This is a genomic window from Anabaena sp. CCY 0017 (assembly GCF_963920885.1).
GTDB lineage: Bacteria > Cyanobacteriota > Cyanobacteriia > Cyanobacteriales > Nostocaceae > Nodularia.
This window is the reverse complement of record NZ_CAWUDG010000036.1, coordinates 1-18262: the sequence shown is the minus strand read 5'-3', so window position 1 is coordinate 18262 and position 18262 is coordinate 1. Positions and strand designations below refer to the sequence as shown.

At 40.2% G+C, this 18262-nt stretch carries 18 protein-coding genes; 9 read left to right on the top strand and 9 right to left on the bottom strand.

Annotated elements, in window-relative coordinates; all coding sequences use genetic code 11:
* Positions 1-276: 276 nt before the first annotated feature.
* Positions 277-747 (top strand): DUF4079 domain-containing protein, encoded by a 471-nt coding sequence (locus ACM0OW_RS23805; protein ID WP_414552933.1) that lies wholly within the window; start codon positions 277-279, stop codon positions 745-747.
* 50 nt (positions 748-797) lie between these two features.
* On the opposite strand, the gene ACM0OW_RS23800 is transcribed toward ACM0OW_RS23805, so the two are convergent.
* Entirely contained in the window at positions 798-1481 is a 684-nt protein-coding gene (locus ACM0OW_RS23800) for a DUF1997 domain-containing protein (RefSeq protein ID WP_414552931.1), read from the bottom strand.
* A 180-nt stretch (positions 1482-1661) separates the two neighbouring features.
* On the opposite strand from ACM0OW_RS23800, the gene ACM0OW_RS23795 reads away from it, so the two are divergent.
* The 3 genes from ACM0OW_RS23795 (at position 1662) to ACM0OW_RS23785 (ending at position 3881) form a co-directional block, all read left to right on the top strand.
* On the top strand, positions 1662-2447 hold the full coding sequence (locus ACM0OW_RS23795) for a Nif3-like dinuclear metal center hexameric protein (protein ID WP_414552930.1): 786 nt from the start codon (positions 1662-1664) through the stop codon (positions 2445-2447).
* Between the two features lie 237 nt (positions 2448-2684).
* Positions 2685-2900, top strand: coding sequence for a hypothetical protein (locus tag ACM0OW_RS23790; protein ID WP_414552952.1), 216 nt, complete (start codon positions 2685-2687; stop codon positions 2898-2900).
* 669 nt (positions 2901-3569) lie between these two features.
* Positions 3570-3881 (top strand): DUF6679 family protein, encoded by a 312-nt coding sequence (locus ACM0OW_RS23785; RefSeq protein ID WP_414552929.1) that lies wholly within the window; start codon positions 3570-3572, stop codon positions 3879-3881.
* Between the two features lie 55 nt (positions 3882-3936).
* On the opposite strand, the gene ACM0OW_RS23780 is transcribed toward ACM0OW_RS23785, so the two are convergent.
* The gene (locus tag ACM0OW_RS23780) at positions 3937-5595 is read right to left on the bottom strand and encodes an MBL fold metallo-hydrolase (protein ID WP_414552928.1); all 1659 of its coding nucleotides are present in this window, start codon (positions 5593-5595) and stop codon (positions 3937-3939) included.
* Positions 5596-6477: 882 nt separating this feature from the next.
* On the opposite strand from ACM0OW_RS23780, the gene ACM0OW_RS23775 reads away from it, so the two are divergent.
* Positions 6478-7443: an acetamidase/formamidase family protein gene (locus ACM0OW_RS23775; RefSeq protein WP_414552926.1), complete on the top strand. Its 966-nt coding sequence runs from the start codon at positions 6478-6480 to the stop codon at positions 7441-7443.
* A gap of 12 nt (positions 7444-7455) precedes the next feature.
* Entirely contained in the window at positions 7456-7821 is a 366-nt protein-coding gene (locus ACM0OW_RS23770; protein WP_414552925.1) for a TSUP family transporter, read from the top strand.
* 310 nt (positions 7822-8131) lie between these two features.
* On the opposite strand, the gene ACM0OW_RS23765 is transcribed toward ACM0OW_RS23770, so the two are convergent.
* The 4 genes from ACM0OW_RS23765 to ACM0OW_RS23750 form a co-directional block, all read right to left on the bottom strand.
* Positions 8132-9394, bottom strand: a complete 1263-nt coding sequence (locus tag ACM0OW_RS23765; RefSeq protein ID WP_414552923.1) for an HhoA/HhoB/HtrA family serine endopeptidase — start codon at positions 9392-9394, stop codon at positions 8132-8134.
* 217 nt (positions 9395-9611) lie between these two features.
* Complete coding sequence (locus ACM0OW_RS23760) at positions 9612-9782, bottom strand: hypothetical protein (protein ID WP_414552922.1); 171 nt, start codon at positions 9780-9782, stop codon at positions 9612-9614.
* A gap of 3 nt (positions 9783-9785) precedes the next feature.
* Positions 9786-10625, bottom strand: coding sequence for an indole-3-glycerol phosphate synthase TrpC (gene trpC, locus ACM0OW_RS23755; protein WP_414552920.1), 840 nt, complete (start codon positions 10623-10625; stop codon positions 9786-9788).
* Between the two features lie 53 nt (positions 10626-10678).
* A complete protein-coding gene (locus ACM0OW_RS23750) occupies positions 10679-10951 on the bottom strand; it encodes a HetP family heterocyst commitment protein (RefSeq protein ID WP_414552918.1) in 273 nt (90 codons plus the stop codon).
* Positions 10952-12775: 1824 nt separating this feature from the next.
* Between ACM0OW_RS23750 and ACM0OW_RS23745 the strand changes: the two genes are divergently transcribed.
* Both ACM0OW_RS23745 and ACM0OW_RS23740 read left to right on the top strand, forming a co-directional pair.
* Entirely contained in the window at positions 12776-14404 is a 1629-nt protein-coding gene (locus ACM0OW_RS23745) for an ATP-binding protein (protein WP_414552916.1), read from the top strand.
* A gap of 135 nt (positions 14405-14539) precedes the next feature.
* Positions 14540-15427 (top strand): response regulator, encoded by an 888-nt coding sequence (locus ACM0OW_RS23740; protein ID WP_414552914.1) that lies wholly within the window; start codon positions 14540-14542, stop codon positions 15425-15427.
* Here the strand turns inward: ACM0OW_RS23740 and ACM0OW_RS23735 are convergent.
* From ACM0OW_RS23735 to rsmA, 3 genes are all read right to left on the bottom strand, one after another.
* The gene (locus tag ACM0OW_RS23735) at positions 15424-15744 is read right to left on the bottom strand and encodes a DUF3082 domain-containing protein (RefSeq protein WP_414552913.1); all 321 of its coding nucleotides are present in this window, start codon (positions 15742-15744) and stop codon (positions 15424-15426) included. The genes ACM0OW_RS23740 and ACM0OW_RS23735 overlap by 4 nt on opposite strands.
* Positions 15745-15805: 61 nt before the next feature.
* Positions 15806-16756, bottom strand: a complete 951-nt coding sequence (gene ispE / locus ACM0OW_RS23730; RefSeq protein ID WP_414552911.1) for a 4-(cytidine 5'-diphospho)-2-C-methyl-D-erythritol kinase — start codon at positions 16754-16756, stop codon at positions 15806-15808.
* 36 nt (positions 16757-16792) lie between these two features.
* Positions 16793-17629 carry a 16S rRNA (adenine(1518)-N(6)/adenine(1519)-N(6))-dimethyltransferase RsmA gene (gene rsmA, locus ACM0OW_RS23725; RefSeq protein WP_414552909.1) on the bottom strand — a complete coding sequence of 279 codons (837 nt, stop codon included), beginning with the start codon at positions 17627-17629 and terminating at the stop codon, positions 16793-16795.
* A gap of 176 nt (positions 17630-17805) precedes the next feature.
* Between rsmA and ACM0OW_RS23720 the strand changes: the two genes are divergently transcribed.
* Entirely contained in the window at positions 17806-18039 is a 234-nt protein-coding gene (locus tag ACM0OW_RS23720) for a hypothetical protein (RefSeq protein ID WP_414552908.1), read from the top strand.
* The last annotated feature ends 223 nt before the right edge of the window (positions 18040-18262 follow it).

Sequence of the window (18262 nt, the reverse complement as noted above, 5' to 3'; positions counted from 1 at the left end):
TTTTTTGTAATTCGTAATTCGTAATGCCTCTTTTCCTGCGGAACGCTACGCGAACAGAGGAGCTACGCGCTAAGCGCAGCTATGCCGCAGGCTTTACGTAATTCGTAATTAAGAAGGGGCATTTAATCATAAAATACACCAATCTCACCCCCAGTCCCTATTTTTGCTCAGGATAGGGGAGAGTTTGACCTACATCTTTTGAGCTTGGCAACTTTAAGCACAGAAATTAGAGTTATGCTAATTTTTATGAAGATTTAAGAATTGGGCGAGAACACTATGAGTCTGGAACTGTCATCTGAAGTTAAATATTGGCTAAACTTTTTTCACCCCGTAACTATGTGGGGACTATTAGCACTCTCACTTTACGCTGCCTACCTGGGGCTACAAGTACAGCGTACCAGAGGCGCTCAAGGGGATGAAAAGAAAGAACTGATTAAAGGTAAATACAACATTAAACACTACCAAATGGGTTCTATACTCTTAGGTTTGATGGTGACAGGTGCTATTGGTGGTATGGCTGTCACTTACATCAATAACGGTAAGTTGTTTGTCGGACCGCATTTACTAGCTGGACTGGGAATGACTGGTTTAATCGCATTCTCAGCTTCTTTATCTCCTTTTATGCAAAAAGGAGCAAATTGGGCGCGTGCAACTCATATTTTGTTGAATTTCGCACTTCTAGGACTGTTTACTTGGCAAGCTATCACTGGAGTGCAAATTGTCCAAAGAATTCTGACTAATGCTTAATCATTAGTTGCTAGTCATTAGCCATTGAATATTGGCTAATGACTGTTTATTCAGCGCTTTTTTGGAGAATTGCCAGGAAATGGTAGTTTGAAAGATTGATGAAAATCTTCCTGGACTTTGCGGGTTAAGCGGCGAGATACTTGACGGACGATTTGATTAAGTAAGCGATCGCCTGTAGATTGAATCAGAGACTTGGGTAATCGTTGAATAAATTTGGGAAAGTGCAGATTAACTAACAAATCTAATTCCCATTCAATTCGTGTAATCTCACCAAAGCTGCTATTCGAGTTGTTGCCTGCATTTTCTACCAACTGGAGCGATGCCTGATAGTCTACATCATAACCAGGCGGATGGTAGTCAGGAACTGGGATTGTGCGAATTCTGTATATTCCTTGATCTGGGGGTAAAAGTTCTAGACCAATTTTTGGCTCTACGTCATAACCAAAGGAGCCAAAGCGACCGATAGTCAAGGCATAACCATTTTCGCCCAAGGGTTGTACCTTCATTGGTTCAGCACAGCGCGAAAACCATGAGGAGTGAGTTTCAAGATATTCTGCAACTGTAGGGGCTGAGGCATACATTTCCATTGAGTCACTATAATGACCGTAGAACTTGGTGGGTAGCCTGACAGTTGCTTCTGTCAGTATTTCCTCAGATTCTATTAAACTTGACGCTACGGGCAAAACTGTTTCTTTTATATCCCAAGATTGATGTTCGCCGTTTGTTGAAAGCATCAATGTGTTCCCCTATAAATTGGCTTTTGTCTATAAATTAAGAGTTCCCAACTTGCTGGTGTAGTTTACCAGTCAACTTAAAATTTCGTTGAAACCTCACGAATCTGTCATCAACTTCATCAAATCACTAAAATTAAAGAACTAAATGACCACATATTAGTTTCCCAGGATAGTGTTTTTGTGAAAATTGCTGATTTAATTACTTGGTTTGAAGCATGGGCAAATCCGGCTTGGTGCGAAAGTTGGGACAATTGCGGTTGGCAAATTGAGCCTGGTGTGCTAGAGAAAAAGGCGCGGGTGTTGGTTTGTTTGACACCGACCTTGGCTGTGATGCACGAAGCGATCGCTCTCAATGCTAATCTAATTTTTGCTCATCATCCATTGATTTTTAATCCTCTCAAGTCTTTATGTACTGGTGAAGCGATCGCGGATATGGCGCAATTAGCTTTTACCCACAATATTGGGGTTTACAGCGCCCACACCAATTTTGATCAAGTACAAGATGGTACTGCTGACGTATTGGCTCAAATGTTAGATTTGCAGTCAACCACTCCTATAGTAGCTACACAAGGCGCGTTGGGCTACGGGCGTGTTGGTTTACTAGAGCCATCTTTGACCTTACAAGAATTACTCGCGACAATTCACACCCGACTTGCTCCGCCTAATTTGATTTTTTCCCCCACTGCTGACTTACAGCAGACAATTTCACGCGTGGCTGTGCTGGGAGGTTCCGGCGCTAGTTATATTTCGGCGGTTGTCAAAACCAATGCTCAAGTTTATTTAACTTCTGATTGTAAGTTCCATCAGTTTCAGGAAAGTCGCGATCGCGGTCTCATTTTAATTGACGCGGGACATTATGCCACTGAACGCCCGGCGTGCGATCGCTTAGTGCAACGATTTATGTCATTAAATCTAGATTGGGTGACATTGAGTCATCAAGATGAGGATTTTCGCCAGTTTTTGTAGTGAAATAACATTGAATCTTTATATTTGATCTGGGTAACTTTGCTTATACTTAGTATTGCCAGTTATCTAAATTACGTAGATAAGTTAAAAAATTTATCACTTTTCATCAATACTGTGATCTACGTCACAGTTTTTTGTAATAAGTATCACCAGTATTAACTGTTTTATATCAATGAACAAAAAAAATAAATGCTCCACACTAGAGAGGAAGATAACGCTCACTCTACCCTAATCAACATGATTCGCACACTCGTTGAATCTGCTTTCCAAACTGGATATCTTAGTGTTGAATCTGAGGGTTTGCTCCATCAAGTGCTGGCGACTAAATGCTATCAGTCAGATGATTTGGCAGTACTTTCAGCTTTATATGATGCAGTTAGAGCAGGTCAAATTAAAAGAGAAGCATCCTCTCTACTACCAATTGACTTTCTCCGGCAATGTAAAATTGGATAATTCTGCCACTGCATTCTAGTGGGAAATTTATTATATGGCCATAGTCCAATCATTGAGGACAATGGTGATTAATCACAGCATTGAAACAACCGAGTATAAACTCAGCAACCTGTTCACGTCCTGCTCTGCTAACAGCATTTTGCTATACTACGCACGCTCATCTTCAATTTTTTAGTGCGTCAACTCAAAACTCTTTGCCGATTGTTATGGAAAAGTATTAAGGTCGGCAAGAGAATGAGTTAAGATCAACTACATAGGGATAAAAATAAAGCAGAGTTCCCGGACTTCCCAGCAATGCCAATGACTACAAAAAAGCAAATCAAACAACCGCAATCAACACTTAGTTTATGGTGTTTTTTATTACATAATTACGGAAATACTTACCAGGAAATACTAGCCTGGTGGGGAAAATTACCGAATTGTGTAACTTCTCAACGGTAGACATTTGCTGAACGACCTGAAGGAGATTTCGTTCAAAATGTGCAGTAGCTGTGAGTCTGTGAATTCAAATTTCTCTAGATTTTGGCAAAAACAAGCAAGTCTATGGGTAGAATCATCAGATCCAGTGATTGTGAACCTCGGAACAGATTTCTCAAAGGTATCTCTCAAAGGGGTAAAACCCAAATTTTACAGGTTTAACTACGTTGTTTAAAAAGGTAGAAGCAGTACATGCTACACCGCAAGATTTATCAACTGTGTTGCGACGGGCGCGAGGTATGTGTATTCTTGCGGGACCAGCAACGCTGGATTGAACGCGCCCGCATCCTCGACATAGAGGGGGATTTAGTGACTCTACGCTATGAAACAGACGAGGAAGACGAGGTTTGTGCCTGGGAGGAAATGGTTCGTCTGGAAAGCATTGGCTCTGTAACCCAAAAGTTAGCCTCAGTGCCACGCGGTAATGCAGAATTTCTGATGACGGAAGATTGTCCAGAATCAGAGCGTATTCGTAAGCATCATCCTGACTCAAATCCTGAGTAGAGACTCAATTAACCTAAGTAGAGACGCGATTAATCGCGTCTTTATAGTGAATAATTTAAGTTTGGTTTTCCGAATTGGATAAGCGTTCAAAAGCGGGACAATAACCTTCTAGAGTCACTTTGAAGTTATATAATGGGGAGGCTGTATTCCAGCACCGTTGCCCTCTTTGGTGTCGGCAACTCCCACAACAATCTATATCAGAATCAGTATAGCGATCGCCATTTTGGTGCAGTAATTCTCTGGGAGACAATCCCCGCAATACTAATTCTTCACCTTGCCAACGAGCTTCAATTAAACCAGTATCGGCAAACTGTTGCCAACGTGGGTCGTGGGTAATGGCATCGGGTAAAGTGACTGTGATGACTGTGCCTAACTCTGTGAGTTCACCTTCATAATTTGTTTCCGGGGGGGCTGGTTGTAAAAATGTCTCCCCAATTGGCAGTTCTACTAAAGTGCCAGCACCTGGAGAATGTACATGATAACGGTTCTGTAGTTCTTCTAAGCTAGTTAAATCTGCTAAATATGCCGGGGAACCGTGGACAAAAACGACGTGCTGAGGACGCAAATTATGAATTAGCTGCGTAGTTCCAGGCCCGTCACTATGCTGGGCGAGTAGATAACTTTCGTCGGTAGTAGTCGCTGAATATTTGGGATTAACTTTTATATCAATTTTTTCTGGTAACAGGATCACCCAAGGGCCTGTTTCGCTTTGGCAGTATTGGTTTAAATCAGCTGTGGAATCTGTCAGTACAATACAGGGAGACTTGCCCACTGTCGCCCGATTTTCTGGCTGCAAACGCCGCACTCGCGGACGCACTCGCTCATCCCAAAACAAAGGTTGATGGCGGGCGAAATTCTGTACTGATGCTGGTAGATGGGGTAGTAGTTCCAGATAAGCATCGCAACCAGTGGCGACAGCACCATCAACCCAGATATCTAAATCTCTGCCAGTGAAGTGGTGATGAGAACGTAACAGCATTAACAATTCTTGCCCCAGACCTAACGCGGGTGTGGGAAGTAGCACCGAACAACGGTCGGCGATCGCCCGATTAATCCGTTCTGCTAGTTGATTTTCTTGGTTACGGCGATGAGGATGGCGAGATGTGCCATAAGTACCTTCAATAATCAGTACATTTAACTCTAGTCCCCGTAATTCTTCTAAACGCAAACCTTCTACCAGGCGAGAGTTAGATAAGAAAAAATCCCCTGTGTACAGTAGCTTATAAACACGCTCTTGTGTAGTATAGGTGAGTAAAATTGCTACTGCCCCTGGTAAGTGTCCGGCGGGAAACAATTCCACTACCAAACCTTCTTGGATTTCTATAGGCGATCGCAATGGCAACGCATGACAAAGCTGAGGAATTTCCTGGGGATCTTGGTCTAGCCAATTCAGAGGTAATAATTTGCTGGTTACTTCGCTGGCATATATAGGTAACAGAGGGAAAGCCTGATGTAAGTCTAGCAACCCTCTAGCATGATCTGGATGGGCGTGACTGACCAAAACCAAATCTGCTGGCATGGGTGACTTAGCCAAGGAGGTCAGCAATGATGAAGTGTCCCTCAATCCACAATCTAGTAGAATCCGGTGTGGTCCCATTCGGACTAATAAACACACACCTTCATCATGGTGCTGGACACTATAGGGCAAACAGTTTAATTGACTAGTCGCCTCCTCTGCATCAACCCCAGAGGATGCAGGCAGATTATCCCTCATGCTTTCCTCCCCTCTAACCTCATCATCATTGACATATTTCCAAAACCAAGAATGATCCAAAATCTTGGTTTTTGACCTAGGGGCAAATTGTTTTATGCGCCCCTACACCCTGAGAAGGCTAATTTTTGATTGGGGAGGACGCTAACACCGGACTTCAGCCAGTTCGGAAAATTTGGTTAACCAGCCGCACTATTCTTTGGTTTTAAAGGATTTTGACTGCTTAATGTGCAGATCCATTACCGTGATAGTTTTCTGAATCATAATATCCATTTTTAGTGCCAAAGAACAGGCACGCAACCGAGAATAGAACTGTTAATCCGGCTAAAATCAGCTTGACATCCATTTGTTTGCTGTTCCTCACTAAAGACTTTCTTATAGTAATAGAATGCTTCCGAAATCTGGTTGAATCACCAGAAAATCTTTACTATGGTTGGGCTGATTGAGCAATAGGTAAAATTACTACAATCAGTCAAATTGTATAACTTTTCTGTTAACCTGTCCATCCATATTATGAGCGTGGAACTAAGGCGAAACAATTCTTAAAAAAGCAAAAATACTTTCTAATTGAATTTTCCAGTTTCTTTAATAAAGAAAATTGATATAGTAATATATTTATAACGTAAATATTAACACATAAGACAACATATAGGAATCATATTTGATTTATGAACAAATTTAACTATTGGCGTGACAAGGCTAAAATGTTGCAATAGATTTTTGCGTAGGTTGGGTTAAGCGCAGCGCAACCCAACGCTGTCAATGATATTGGGTTTCCTTACGTCAACCCAACCTACAATTTTTTGCAATATTTTAAGCTTGTCACGCCACTACCTGTCTGTAAGCGCAAAGCGCAGCTACGCCAATAAAACTCAAAATGCTGGAATGGTTCATCACATTTTAAAAGCCACGAGAGAAACCGTACATCTGGGTGGTTTCTCTGACCTACTTAAACCAGTACTCACGATAAATTCTGGCGACACCATAGACGTGGAAACTTATACTGGTTATTATGTTTACGACAAAGCACCACCGGAGTTTCTCACACCAGAATTACTGGACATCTGCCAAAATCTCGCGTCAGAACGTAAAGTTGCGGGAGGTCCACATTTGCTCACGGGGCCAATTTATGTGCGAGATGCCGAACCAGGTGACGTTTTGGAGGTAGAATTACAAGCGATCGCACCGAGTTTAGCAGTTGGCTTTAATGCCATTCGTACAGGCTGGGGAGCATTACCGCAACAGTTTACTCAACCTGTACTGAGATTTATCCCCCTAGATTTAGATAATAATATCGCCGAGTTTCCCGCCCATAGCGGTATCAAAATTCCCCTCAGACCCTTTTTTGGTATCCTTGGTGTCGCCACCCCAGAAAATTCCCGCACGTCAATTCCACCAGGTAGTTATGGTGGTAACATTGACAACCGTGAACTCCAATCCGGTTCGCGGTTATTTTTGCCTGTCTTTGTTCCTGGGGGATTATTTTCTATTGGTGATGGACATTCAGCCCAGGGAGATGGAGAAGTTAATGTCACCGCGATTGAAACTTCCATGAATGGTAGAATCAAGCTTACCCTTCGCCAGGATTTACAACTGACAACACCTATTGCTGAAACACCAACCGATATTATTACAATGGGTTTTGCTCCAACTTTAGATCAAGCTTTAGAACTGGCTTTAAAAAACATGATTGCGCTGCTGGAACGTTGCACCTATTTGTCGGCAGAAGAAGCTTATGTGTTGTGTAGTTTAGGCGTAAATTTTCACATTACTCAAGTTGTAAATAGTCCCCAAAAAGGTGTTCACGGGATGTTACCCAAGTCTATATTCTCAGATAAAATATATTTATAAATATTAATAAGTATGTCTAATATAGTTATTCAAATGTTGAGTATTGGTTTGGTTGCTGGCTTGACTGGTGGTATGTTTGGGTTGGGTGGTGGCGCAATTATGGTTCCAGCAATGGTGTTGCTAGTTGGTCTGGATCAGAAATTTGCCACTGGTACTTCTATTGCTGCTCAAATTTTGCCCATTGGTATTTTAGGTGCAGTAGTATATTATCGTAACGGCAATATAAATCTTAAATATGCGGCAATTATCGCTGTTGGTCTAATAATGGGTAATTTGTTTGGCGCGTTATTTGCTAATCAGTCATTTATCAGCAGTGAGATGATCAAGAAGTTATATGGCATTTTTTTGTTACTCCTTGGTTTACGTTATTTAATCTAAATATTAGGAAATTAACAATAGGCAATAGAGAGTGGGGACTTATATAGGAATCCGGTTTGATATCTGAAATTATTTACGCAGTCAGGTAAAAGGCAAAAGGCAAGACGCAAAAGGGTTTCAGTGAATTTAGGTGTACGGAGTTTTTTTCAAAAATAAAATAGGAGTCCTATGGTGGGGTTAATGAATAATTTCTGACTCAGCCAGCACCCCTGTAGGGGCGGGTTTACTAAGGATTTTGACTAACCACAGACTGACTGCTTAAACCCGCCCCTACCCACTCAAAACTCAGCACTCAAAACTCAGCACTCACTTATTGCACTGCTTGAGTGGGTAACGCACCAGTTCGTACAGCTAAGTTAATATTCTGCCCATTGCGTCGCAGTCCTAAGCTCACATTTCCCCCGACTTGAGCATTTTCTACAGCTTTTTGGATACTGCTGGCTTCTGTGACTGATTGACCGTTAAGCTGTTGAATGACATCCCCTACACGTAAGCCGGCTTGGGCTGCGGGTGAATTGGGCATCACGCGCATAATCAATATACCTCTATCTTCATTCACAGTGATCGGGCTATTGGGATCTGAGTTCAGACGTTCCTTGATTTGAGGAGTTAACTGTACCATCTGAATTCCCAGATAGGAATGCTGTGCTTTACCTGTAGTAATTAGTTGGTTAGAAATACGTTGAGCCGTATTAATGGGAATAGCAAAACCCAGACCTTGCGCTCTTTGGATAATGGCTGTATTCATCCCAATGACCTGACCACGAGCATTTAGCAAAGGTCCGCCGGAGTTACCCGGATTAATTGCTGCATCAGTTTGAATAAATTCAACTCGCTTATCAGGTGCGCCAATTTGATTGCTGCTGCGACCAGTTGCACTGATGATTCCTGTAGTAACTGTATTATCTAATCCTAAAGGATTACCAATGGCGATCGCCCATTCTCCCGCTTGCAATTCGTCAGAGTTCCCCACTTCTACTGTTGGTAGATTGTTGGAATCAATTTTGACGACAGCGACATCTGTTAATTCGTCCCGCCCCATCACCTTACCTTCAAAGCTGCGCCCATCTTTGAGTATGACTCTCACCGTGTCCGCACCCGCCACAACATGGGCATTGGTGAGAATACTGCCATCTCTACTGATGATAAAACCGGAACCAGTGCCTCGTTCTACGCGACTTTGTTGTTCTGGTAGCTGAGATCCAAAAAATTGGCGGAAAAAGGGATCATTAAATGCCGCAGGTAAACGACTAGTCACAGTCCGGGAAGCTTCAATTCGCACCACGGCTGGCCCCACCTTCTGCACCACCTGGGTAACAAAGTTAGCACCTGTAGCAGTTGGTAATGGGGCAGCATTAACTCGACTTACTGCTAGGTTGGATGTCCTCTCGGATATTTGCTGATGGTTTCCAGCCAAATAACCACCGCCGAGTGTCATCCCTGATCCCAAAAGCACCAGTGATAAAGACGCTGCTGTCTTTTTCCAGAGCGCTTGATGTTGATTTTGGCTATGAGCTTGATTAGCTGAAATATTATTTAATGAGGAATCTCCATCATGTACTTGCTTGTTCATTGCTGCCTTTAAGAATATTTAGATGTATTACTAATAATGTAGATATGATTTGTGACGCTTTTGTTGCAAAGGTGTTGCTTAGTTGTGATATATTTCCTATTTTAGCAATTTTCCGCTTGTTAGGTGCTATGGGGAGAGTGCTGAGGATAAATCCAGTGGTTTCAAAGCTGTGAGCTATCTATCAACATTGTCCTCAACTGGAGTAGAGCTTATACAACTATAACCCGCTCAAGCGGGTTAAAATATAACTTGGATGAATTTTGAGTGTATCGGGCTGATTGGGTTTAACTAAACCTTGTCCATCATGAAAAATGGAGTTTTTGTCATTGCGACGTAAGGAAGCAATCTCACCATCTTGACTAAAAACTACAGTTCTCAAAGTAGACAAGGTTTAATCACGTTTAATTAGACAACGCACAGCCTGCTCTATATCCTCTTGTTTAATTAAAGATTCTCCCACTATCACTGCATTTACACCAGCCTCAGCCATCAGAGATAAATCAGCACTTGTATATAGTCCAGACTCACTGACAACTATCACACCTAAGTTTTGTAACTGCGATCGCCTAGCTGCCAGCAGTTGTTGAGTAGTGCTGAGATCAATGGTAAAATCTTCTAGATTCTGGTTGTTAATCCCGATGAGGCGGATGTCATCAAGCTTGAGTACTCGGTCTAGTTCACTCAAGTTATGCACTTCCACCAAAGCATTCATCCCTAAATAGTGAATTACCCTCAAAAAGTCTTGCAATTCCCGATCTGTAAGAATAGCTGCAATTAATAGGACAGCATCCGCGCCTGCGGCTCGTGCTAAATAAATTTGGCACGGGTCAATGATAAACTCTTTACACAACAAGGGCAATGCTACTCTTTGGCGAATTGCCCGGAGACTTTCAAAACTGCCATGAAAGAATGCTGTTTCAGTGAAAACTGATATACAAGCTGCACCCCCTCGCTCATAAGCTTTAGCGATCGCGATCGGGTCAAAATCTAAACGAATATTACCATATAGTGGCGATGCTTTCTGAACTTCTGCAATTAGTCCAGGTTGGTAAGGATTTTGTTGCAAAGCAGTCAAGAAATCGCGCACTGTTGGTGCAGCCGTTAACTGGCGTTGCAAAGAAGCCAATGACATTTGCTGATGCATTTGCGTTACTTCTTGCTTTTTATGCCAAACAATTTCTCTGAGGATGGGTTGCAGACGGGTATTAACAGTAGTCAGTGGGTAAATCATTAGCTGCTATGTATCTGGAGAGAGGGTGACTTACAAAGGATAAAATGATGTTCTTAGAGTCGAATCCAGTTTGAGTTCATCTCAAACACTTCTTTCTTTTCAGAATCTTTTGATTTTGAGTTGTCAACTAAGCAATTATTTTTTAGTAGTCGAATGTAGGTGCGGTAAGGAATGTAATCTATAGGATTGTAACCAGAATAACGAAGAATCAATACACAAGCCCACGAATACTTACCAGCAATAATTGCTTTGATAATTTGTTCAATTTGTTCTGTGTTAATTTTTTTAGCACTTTGTGTAGAAGAACTATTATTCAATTGATGCATAGCTTTCCCTCTTTTTTAATTTGGAGTCCTACATCTAGGAAGCAATTGTGATCGATGTTATTAACTAAAATCTAAAATTATGGGACTGAGTATTAAAACCGTTAGGGCTAGTACCATCCAATATTTGGAAATGAAGTTACAGCCAATTTCGCTATTTCTACAAGAAAACTTTGATCTGAAAAAAAGCTGATTACACATATTTTGACCAATATGTAAACAGGATTAACCATAATTACAAGTTGGTCGGGAAAATAGGGGTGGATTTAACTAGTCAGCATTTTTATCTGCCTAATATATATCTAGTTAAATTACCCCCAACAGATAAACCGTGTTGCAGAAGCAGCTTCTTTATTAAGCCTACTCAATTTTTAGTCCTAGATATATGAGCTATTTTTGGATAGACTTATCTATTCTTTCGCTTTTACAATTTATTGATTGCCTGAATTGCCAGATGACATAGAAAAATAACAAATTATACCTAATCAGATTTGGTCAAATAAGCAGACAACAGGAAAAATTATTTTTCTATGCCGACATTTTAATATATAGGGCATATTTTTCTGAAGAGTAGGAAATAATGTTCCGTAAAGTAAAGTATTACATACTACTATTCACCCAGAGATGAGTTTTAGGGGAAGGTTAATTTATAGTGATAGTAATCATAGAAAACTCCAATATATTAAAAATGTGCTTTTTAGAACTTGAGCATAGTAAATACGCTTGTTTTGAAACTAAAAACACAATATATTTTAACTGGCAATGACCCTTGGAAGACTTATTTGGTAAAGCTAAACTATATCTATCTTTTGATAGTTGATAGTTATCGACTTAGCTTTTACTTTGTTTTTAAAGTAATTATTTATACATCTATTCAAGAAAAATAAAAATTTAACCTTTGGAAATTTCATCAATAGATGGCTAGCAAAAAAAAGAGCAGGATCAAGCTATTAGCATTACAGCACTTCCGGCAGCTATGAGGTACATCCCCAAAACTGAAAGCTATGATAGGAGAGGGACACAGGATAAATCTGTATTGCATAATAGCCGGAAGCGCTGTATGTAAGTCATTTTTGTGACCCAATATTTCCATAGTTAAACTTCTGTAATTATCTATACATTGCTTTTTTGCATTTTCTCTATCTTTTGACAGATGTTCTGGTAACACGTATATGAGTGTAAAGAAAAAGGTATATCTAATGACAGATGACTCAGCACACTATTCTATAGTTAGATGTTTGGATGAGTGAAATAATTAAAATGCTATTAATAATTAGTAACTATCTTATTTAGTGTTAAGTTTATAAAATAAAAATGTGTCAATTAAGTTAGATATCATACTTTTATTTTGAATGATGATTTGGTAAATATATAGTTTTCCAACTGCATTGTAATCATCAAGAAGCTGTGTTGAGCTTGAATTTAACTTAGTATCATCTATATTTAGTATTTTTTATCGCTCAAAGAACGTGATGTTTTTTCTTTAAAAATATGTTGATTCTCCAATAAAAAATATTTGTTGATTTATGTAAACAAGTTTAACTGAATCTAATTTATATTGATAAAATTAAGTTCAACAATAGTAAGTGACCTAAAACTATTTATAGTTAAATTCATTCTTTTGTCAGAGCATCGGATAATTAGCACTTTTAATAAATTGTGATTATCAAAGCTTTTGTGACTCGATTACCGATTGATAAAAATGGCGAGTAAATATATGAATTATGATAATTATAAATTATTTCAATATGATTATTCATTAGCACTTCAATTTCGCGATTTCCTCCGGCGCAGTTTGATTAAGCGCACCCAGGAAAGCAAGTTTTTTTGCTGGAAATTACCTTTGCCTACATAGATGCTCACAGCCGGGAGTTTAACTATAGCTTTGGCTATCAGAGAAGTGAGGAAGTAGTAGAGGAGTGTATGTACCAGTGGAGTGACGAATTAAAAAATACTCAAAAGTATTTACAACAGGAAATTGCGGAACTAAAGAAAAAGGAGGTCAAACTCCAACAATCCCTTTCTTTGCTACGTTCTACCCTGGAATCTACAGCTCATGGCATTATCGCCGTGAGTCTTAAAGGTGATATTCTCGATTTTAATCAAAAATTTGTGGATATGTGGCGAATTTCAAAGCCTCTGACCATATCTAGGAACTATATTCAATGGCAAGATTTTTTCAAGGATGAACTAAAAAATCCAGAAGCTTATAGTCAGGTGATGCGGGAAATATCCAATCAATCTGATTTGAAAAGCTATGATATTTTAGAGTTAAAGGATGGGAGAATTTTTGCTCAATCATCTGAGCCTCAGTGGCTAGAGGGCAAAATTATTGGTAGAGTATGGAGCATTTGGGATATTACGCAATCCCCGCAAACAGAAGAATTACCAAAGTTAAAAGAAGCTAACTGGTGTACTTTGGCAGCAGCTACAAATGCTAGCATTTTTGTCATCCAGGGACAGAATTTATCTTACATGAATCCGGCGGCAGAGGTACTGACTGGCTATACACAAGAGGAACTACTTACTGGTTTTGATCCCTGCCAATTGTTTAAGAACAAAAAGCGTCAGCACTTACATAATAAGGATTTAGAATACCAGGAAATCAAGATTCTGGAAAAAAATGGCACAGAACGTTGGTTAGCTTGTGCAGTAGCAATGCTGAATGATCAAGAAACACCAGTGGAAATGATTGCAGGTATTGATATTACTGAATACAAACAAGCAGAATCTGATTTGAGTCAAAGTTTAGCACAACTAAAACAACTCAGTGAACTGAAAGCGCACTTCATGTCTATGGTTTGCCATCAATTCCGCACACCATTGAACGTTGTTTCATTCTCTAATAGCTTACTTAAAAGGCATATTAATGAATGTGATGAGCAAAAAATACGCCCATTACTTGATCACATTCAATCAAGTGTTGAACAGATCACCAAGATGTTGGATGATATTTTGTTATTCGCGAAAGCAGAAGCCGCGACAGTAAATTATGATGCCAAACCACTTAATTTAGTTGAGTTTTGCAATGATTTAATTGCACAAATACAGACAAATAATAGCGAAAAACGCATAGATTTTCTGAGTCAAGGTAGCTACTTAACAACCTGTATGGATCAAGAACTCCTGAAACCGATAATTTTAAACTTGCTCAACAATGCTATGAAATATTCTCCTATTGACAGCGAGGTTCAATTTAAACTCTTCGGTGAATGTGGGAAAGTAGTTTTTCAGGTTACAGATAGGGGTATTGGTATTCCCGTTGCTGATCGAGGGCGATTATTTGAGCCATTTTATCGAGGTAGCAATATTCATAATTTGCCAGGTACTGGACTAGGGTTATCCATTGTCAAAACCCTTGTAGACTTACATCGTGGTTACATAGCTGTAGAAAGTGAATTGGGTATAAGTACCACATTTACCATTATGTTACCGGCAGTGAAATCAAAGTTATAGCAGTTTTCAGAAGAGTGAGAAGAGTGTTGATAGCTCAAAGCCTGAAAGCAACTGGCTTTATACTCAGCACTTTGTTATATGAGTTTAGTATATGTTTGCTAATTGTTCTCTGTCAAAAATCCTATTTATAGAAAAATGATCCAAGAATCTCCGAAAACAATTCTCATAATTGAAGATGATGCTACTACCCGCACTCTTTATGTCAGAGGACTTGAAGCTGAAGGTTTTCACACCATAGGTGCAGAAAATGGGGTTGTTGGTATCCAAAAAGCACAAGCCTATTTACCCGATTTAGTGGTTTGCGATATTGTCATGCCAGATATGGATGGTTATAGCGTTCTTCATAAAATGCGCCAAGATCCTGTGACTGCAATTATTCCCTTCATTTTTCTCACAGGTAGCAATCATCAGACAGATGTTCGTAAAGGCATGGAGTTAGGTGCAGATGACTATCTTACTAAACCTTCTACTTTAGAGCAATTACTCAAAGCGATCGCCATCCGATTAGAAAAGCAATCTTTTTTACATCTCTGGTATGCGACTAAATCTCATCAAATGCCAGAAATAAGACCCACACAGACAACTCCATCTGTCACCTCCGAGTCAATTTTTCCAGCTATTCCCAATCTCAAAGAAGTTTTTGACTACATTGAAGCTCACTATCATCAAGGGATCACTTTATCTAATGTTGCTGAAGCTGTGGGTTATTCACCAGCTTACTTAACAAGTAGAGTTAGGGATAAAACAGGTGAAACAGTAAATGGTTGGATTGTCAAGCGTCGCATGGCTGCCGCCCGTCCCTTACTTAAGGACACCGACCAGACAATCGAACAGATTGCTACAAAACTTGGTTATCAAAATGCTTGTCACTTTTCCCGCCAGTTTCGTCAATATCACGGCATACCTCCCAAAACTTGGAGAAACCAAAATCAAGCTTTTCAAGTTTTAAGTAGTAATCAGAAGTCGCAATTGGTCAATCCTCACCCTCAACATGAAAATTATGCACCTTTAAGTCGAGGTTAACTGTTTTTGGGCTTTGTCAATTGCTGCACCACTAATTGAACTGCCAAAGCTAACAAACCGATTGCAACTATACCAAATATTCCAGTTCCTAAAGCCACCACACCGACAACCAAAGTTCGCACAGCAGCGCCAATATTTACTGCTATGGGGTTATCTGAATGGATAGGTTTAGCAGCAAAAGTTGTGGCGATGGATATCATTAGGGAATACATCGCGTATCCTAATCCTCCAGCAAATACTGCGCCCGTTATACAACGTAATGGAGTTGGCGGAACCTGAGTTTGAGATTCTGGTTGTGTTACTTTTGAATCACTCATATTCTTCTTTGTGTCTGAGAGTTTTGATAGCTTGCTTGATGTCCTGGAAGCACCCAGCACTTTACAATGATGACACCTGAATGCCTTCTGTAATTGTTCGAGCCACAAACAATTCTAAATCCTGATCAGGAATTGCGGCTCTTATCTGTAGTTTAACTGCTTGTGCTTGTTCTTCAGACTCCACCAGAGCAAACACTGTCGGACCAGAACCAGACATCATGGTTCCTAAAACCCCGGCTTGAGTAGCAAATAATTCTCGCAGTTGTAAGACTTGAGGATAAGCTGGTAAGACTACACGCTCTAAATCATTGTGCAGTTTTTCGGCAATTTCTCCCGCATTTTGATTCAGGATAGCTTTAACTATTGCTTCCGAATGAACTGCGGCCGCACGGGCTGCTAAATTTTCCGTATCTTTGAGATAAGAACTGCCAAATTCTTGGCGATAGGTTTTGTACGCCCAAGCCGTGGAAACTTCCAGACTGCGATATTTCGCCAACACTATATATAAATGATTTAAACTTGGTAACGGCGAAAGTTTTTCACCTCTACCTGTAGCAATCACTGTTCCACCAGCGACACAAAAAGGAACATCTGAACCCAGAGTAGCACCAAGTTCTTCTAATTCTGATTTCGTGAGTCCCAGATTCCAGAGTAAATCTATCCCCACCAACACAGCTGCTGCATTTGTCGAACCTCCCGCCAACCCAGCCGCTACGGGAATATGCTTATTAATTGTAATTTCTACACCCCCATATTGAGCCAAGGCTTCGGGGAATTTCGCCGCCATAAGTGCTGCGGCTCGGTATGCTAAATTACTTTTGTCTGTGGGTACTTGTGGGTGGTTGCAGTTGACGCAAATAGTTTGGGTGGTTAGAGATTGGACATTAATTTCATCGGCAAGATCGATACTTTGCAGTATCATAGCTAACTCGTGATAACCATCGGGGCGGTCGCTGATGATTTCCAGATATAAATTGATTTTAGCAGGAGCAATTAAATTGTATGAACGCATATCAGTTGTCAGTTGTCAGTTATCAGGTATCAGTTATTAGGAATCAGTCTGTTTACTGTTCACTGTTAACTGATTTGCTAAAGTTACCCATTGCTGAACGCTGAGGTCTTCGGCTCGAACTTGGGGATTTATTTCTAATTGTTCCAGTAATTGGGTCAGGCGATCGCGTTCAACCAGAGATTGCAAGTTATTTCTTAACATTTTGCGTTTCGCCCCAAATCCCAGTTTGAGCAAACTCTCAAATTTGCGGGGGTTCAGTGCTGGTGTTTCTATTTGTCGGGGACGCAACCGCACCACGGCTGAGTCTACTTTTGGTGGTGGATAAAATGCACCTGCGGGAACGGTACAAATAAATTCACAATCAGCTAAATACTGCACCCGTACACTCAACGCCCCAAAAGTTCTAGAACCAGGATTAGCATACAACCTGTCTGCTACTTCCTTCTGCACTAATAGCACGATAGAGTCATAAGGTTCTGGATTAGGGTTGGCGATAGTCCCTAATAATTTCTCTATAATTGGCCCTGTGATATTGTAGGGGATATTCGCGACTACTTTATTTTGCTTTTGAAAGTTGGGAAAGGCTGCTAACGGTGATGCTAAATCTAAGGTGAGGAAATCCCCTTGCAATAGTAAAAAGTTTTCTCTTTGACCCAGTTGCTTGGCTAACTGTTTGCATAAATCCAAGTCTATTTCTACCGCTACGAGCGATCGCACCAAGGGAAGTAAACGCCGAGTTAGAATACCTGTACCAGGTCCAATTTCCAACACGCAATCATCGCTCTCGTGACATTCTGCTGCTTTAATAATTGCATCCAGTGCCTTTTCACTTTTGAGCCAATGTTGGGCAAAAGACTTGCGCGGTCTAATCATTAATTTTCCTGAATATATCTAATTTTAAGGTTTTTTAGTGAAATTTTCTTAATCAGATTGACTGAATATCTTGTGGAATGGGCATCTTGCCCGTCCTCATGAAGCCAGCTAAATGAACAATAGCTTACCACCAAACCATATTGTTTGGCTGGCATGATATATGATATTAAGTCCGGTTGAATACTTACGATACGATAAATGATTTAGGATTGCTATATATATATAAAGGAGAACCTGATGAATCTCTTATTGCTTGGGACAAATGGTCTGATGCAGAAGCATTTACAGGTAAATATACATATAAGTTTAAAGAAAATCCGACTTTTGACATGAAGTATATTGAAATTACAGCTAGTGGAGGTGAAGTAATTTGTTTAGATGACTCATTAAGCTTCTGGAATGATTCATAGATTAAGGATGTGTTGATTGAAATCCTTTGCTTATCTTATTTTAACCATGCTTCCCTCTTCCTCAAATCTTTCTCTGGTGCGACTCTGCGCCTCTGCGTGTTAACAAAGCGGGTCGTAGCCAAATTCAACAAACAAGCCAAGAGAAAAAACAAAAGCCCCTTCCATGATAGAAGAGGCTCTTATTGATTCAAATGATAAACCTGGCATCGAGCTATTTTTGCGT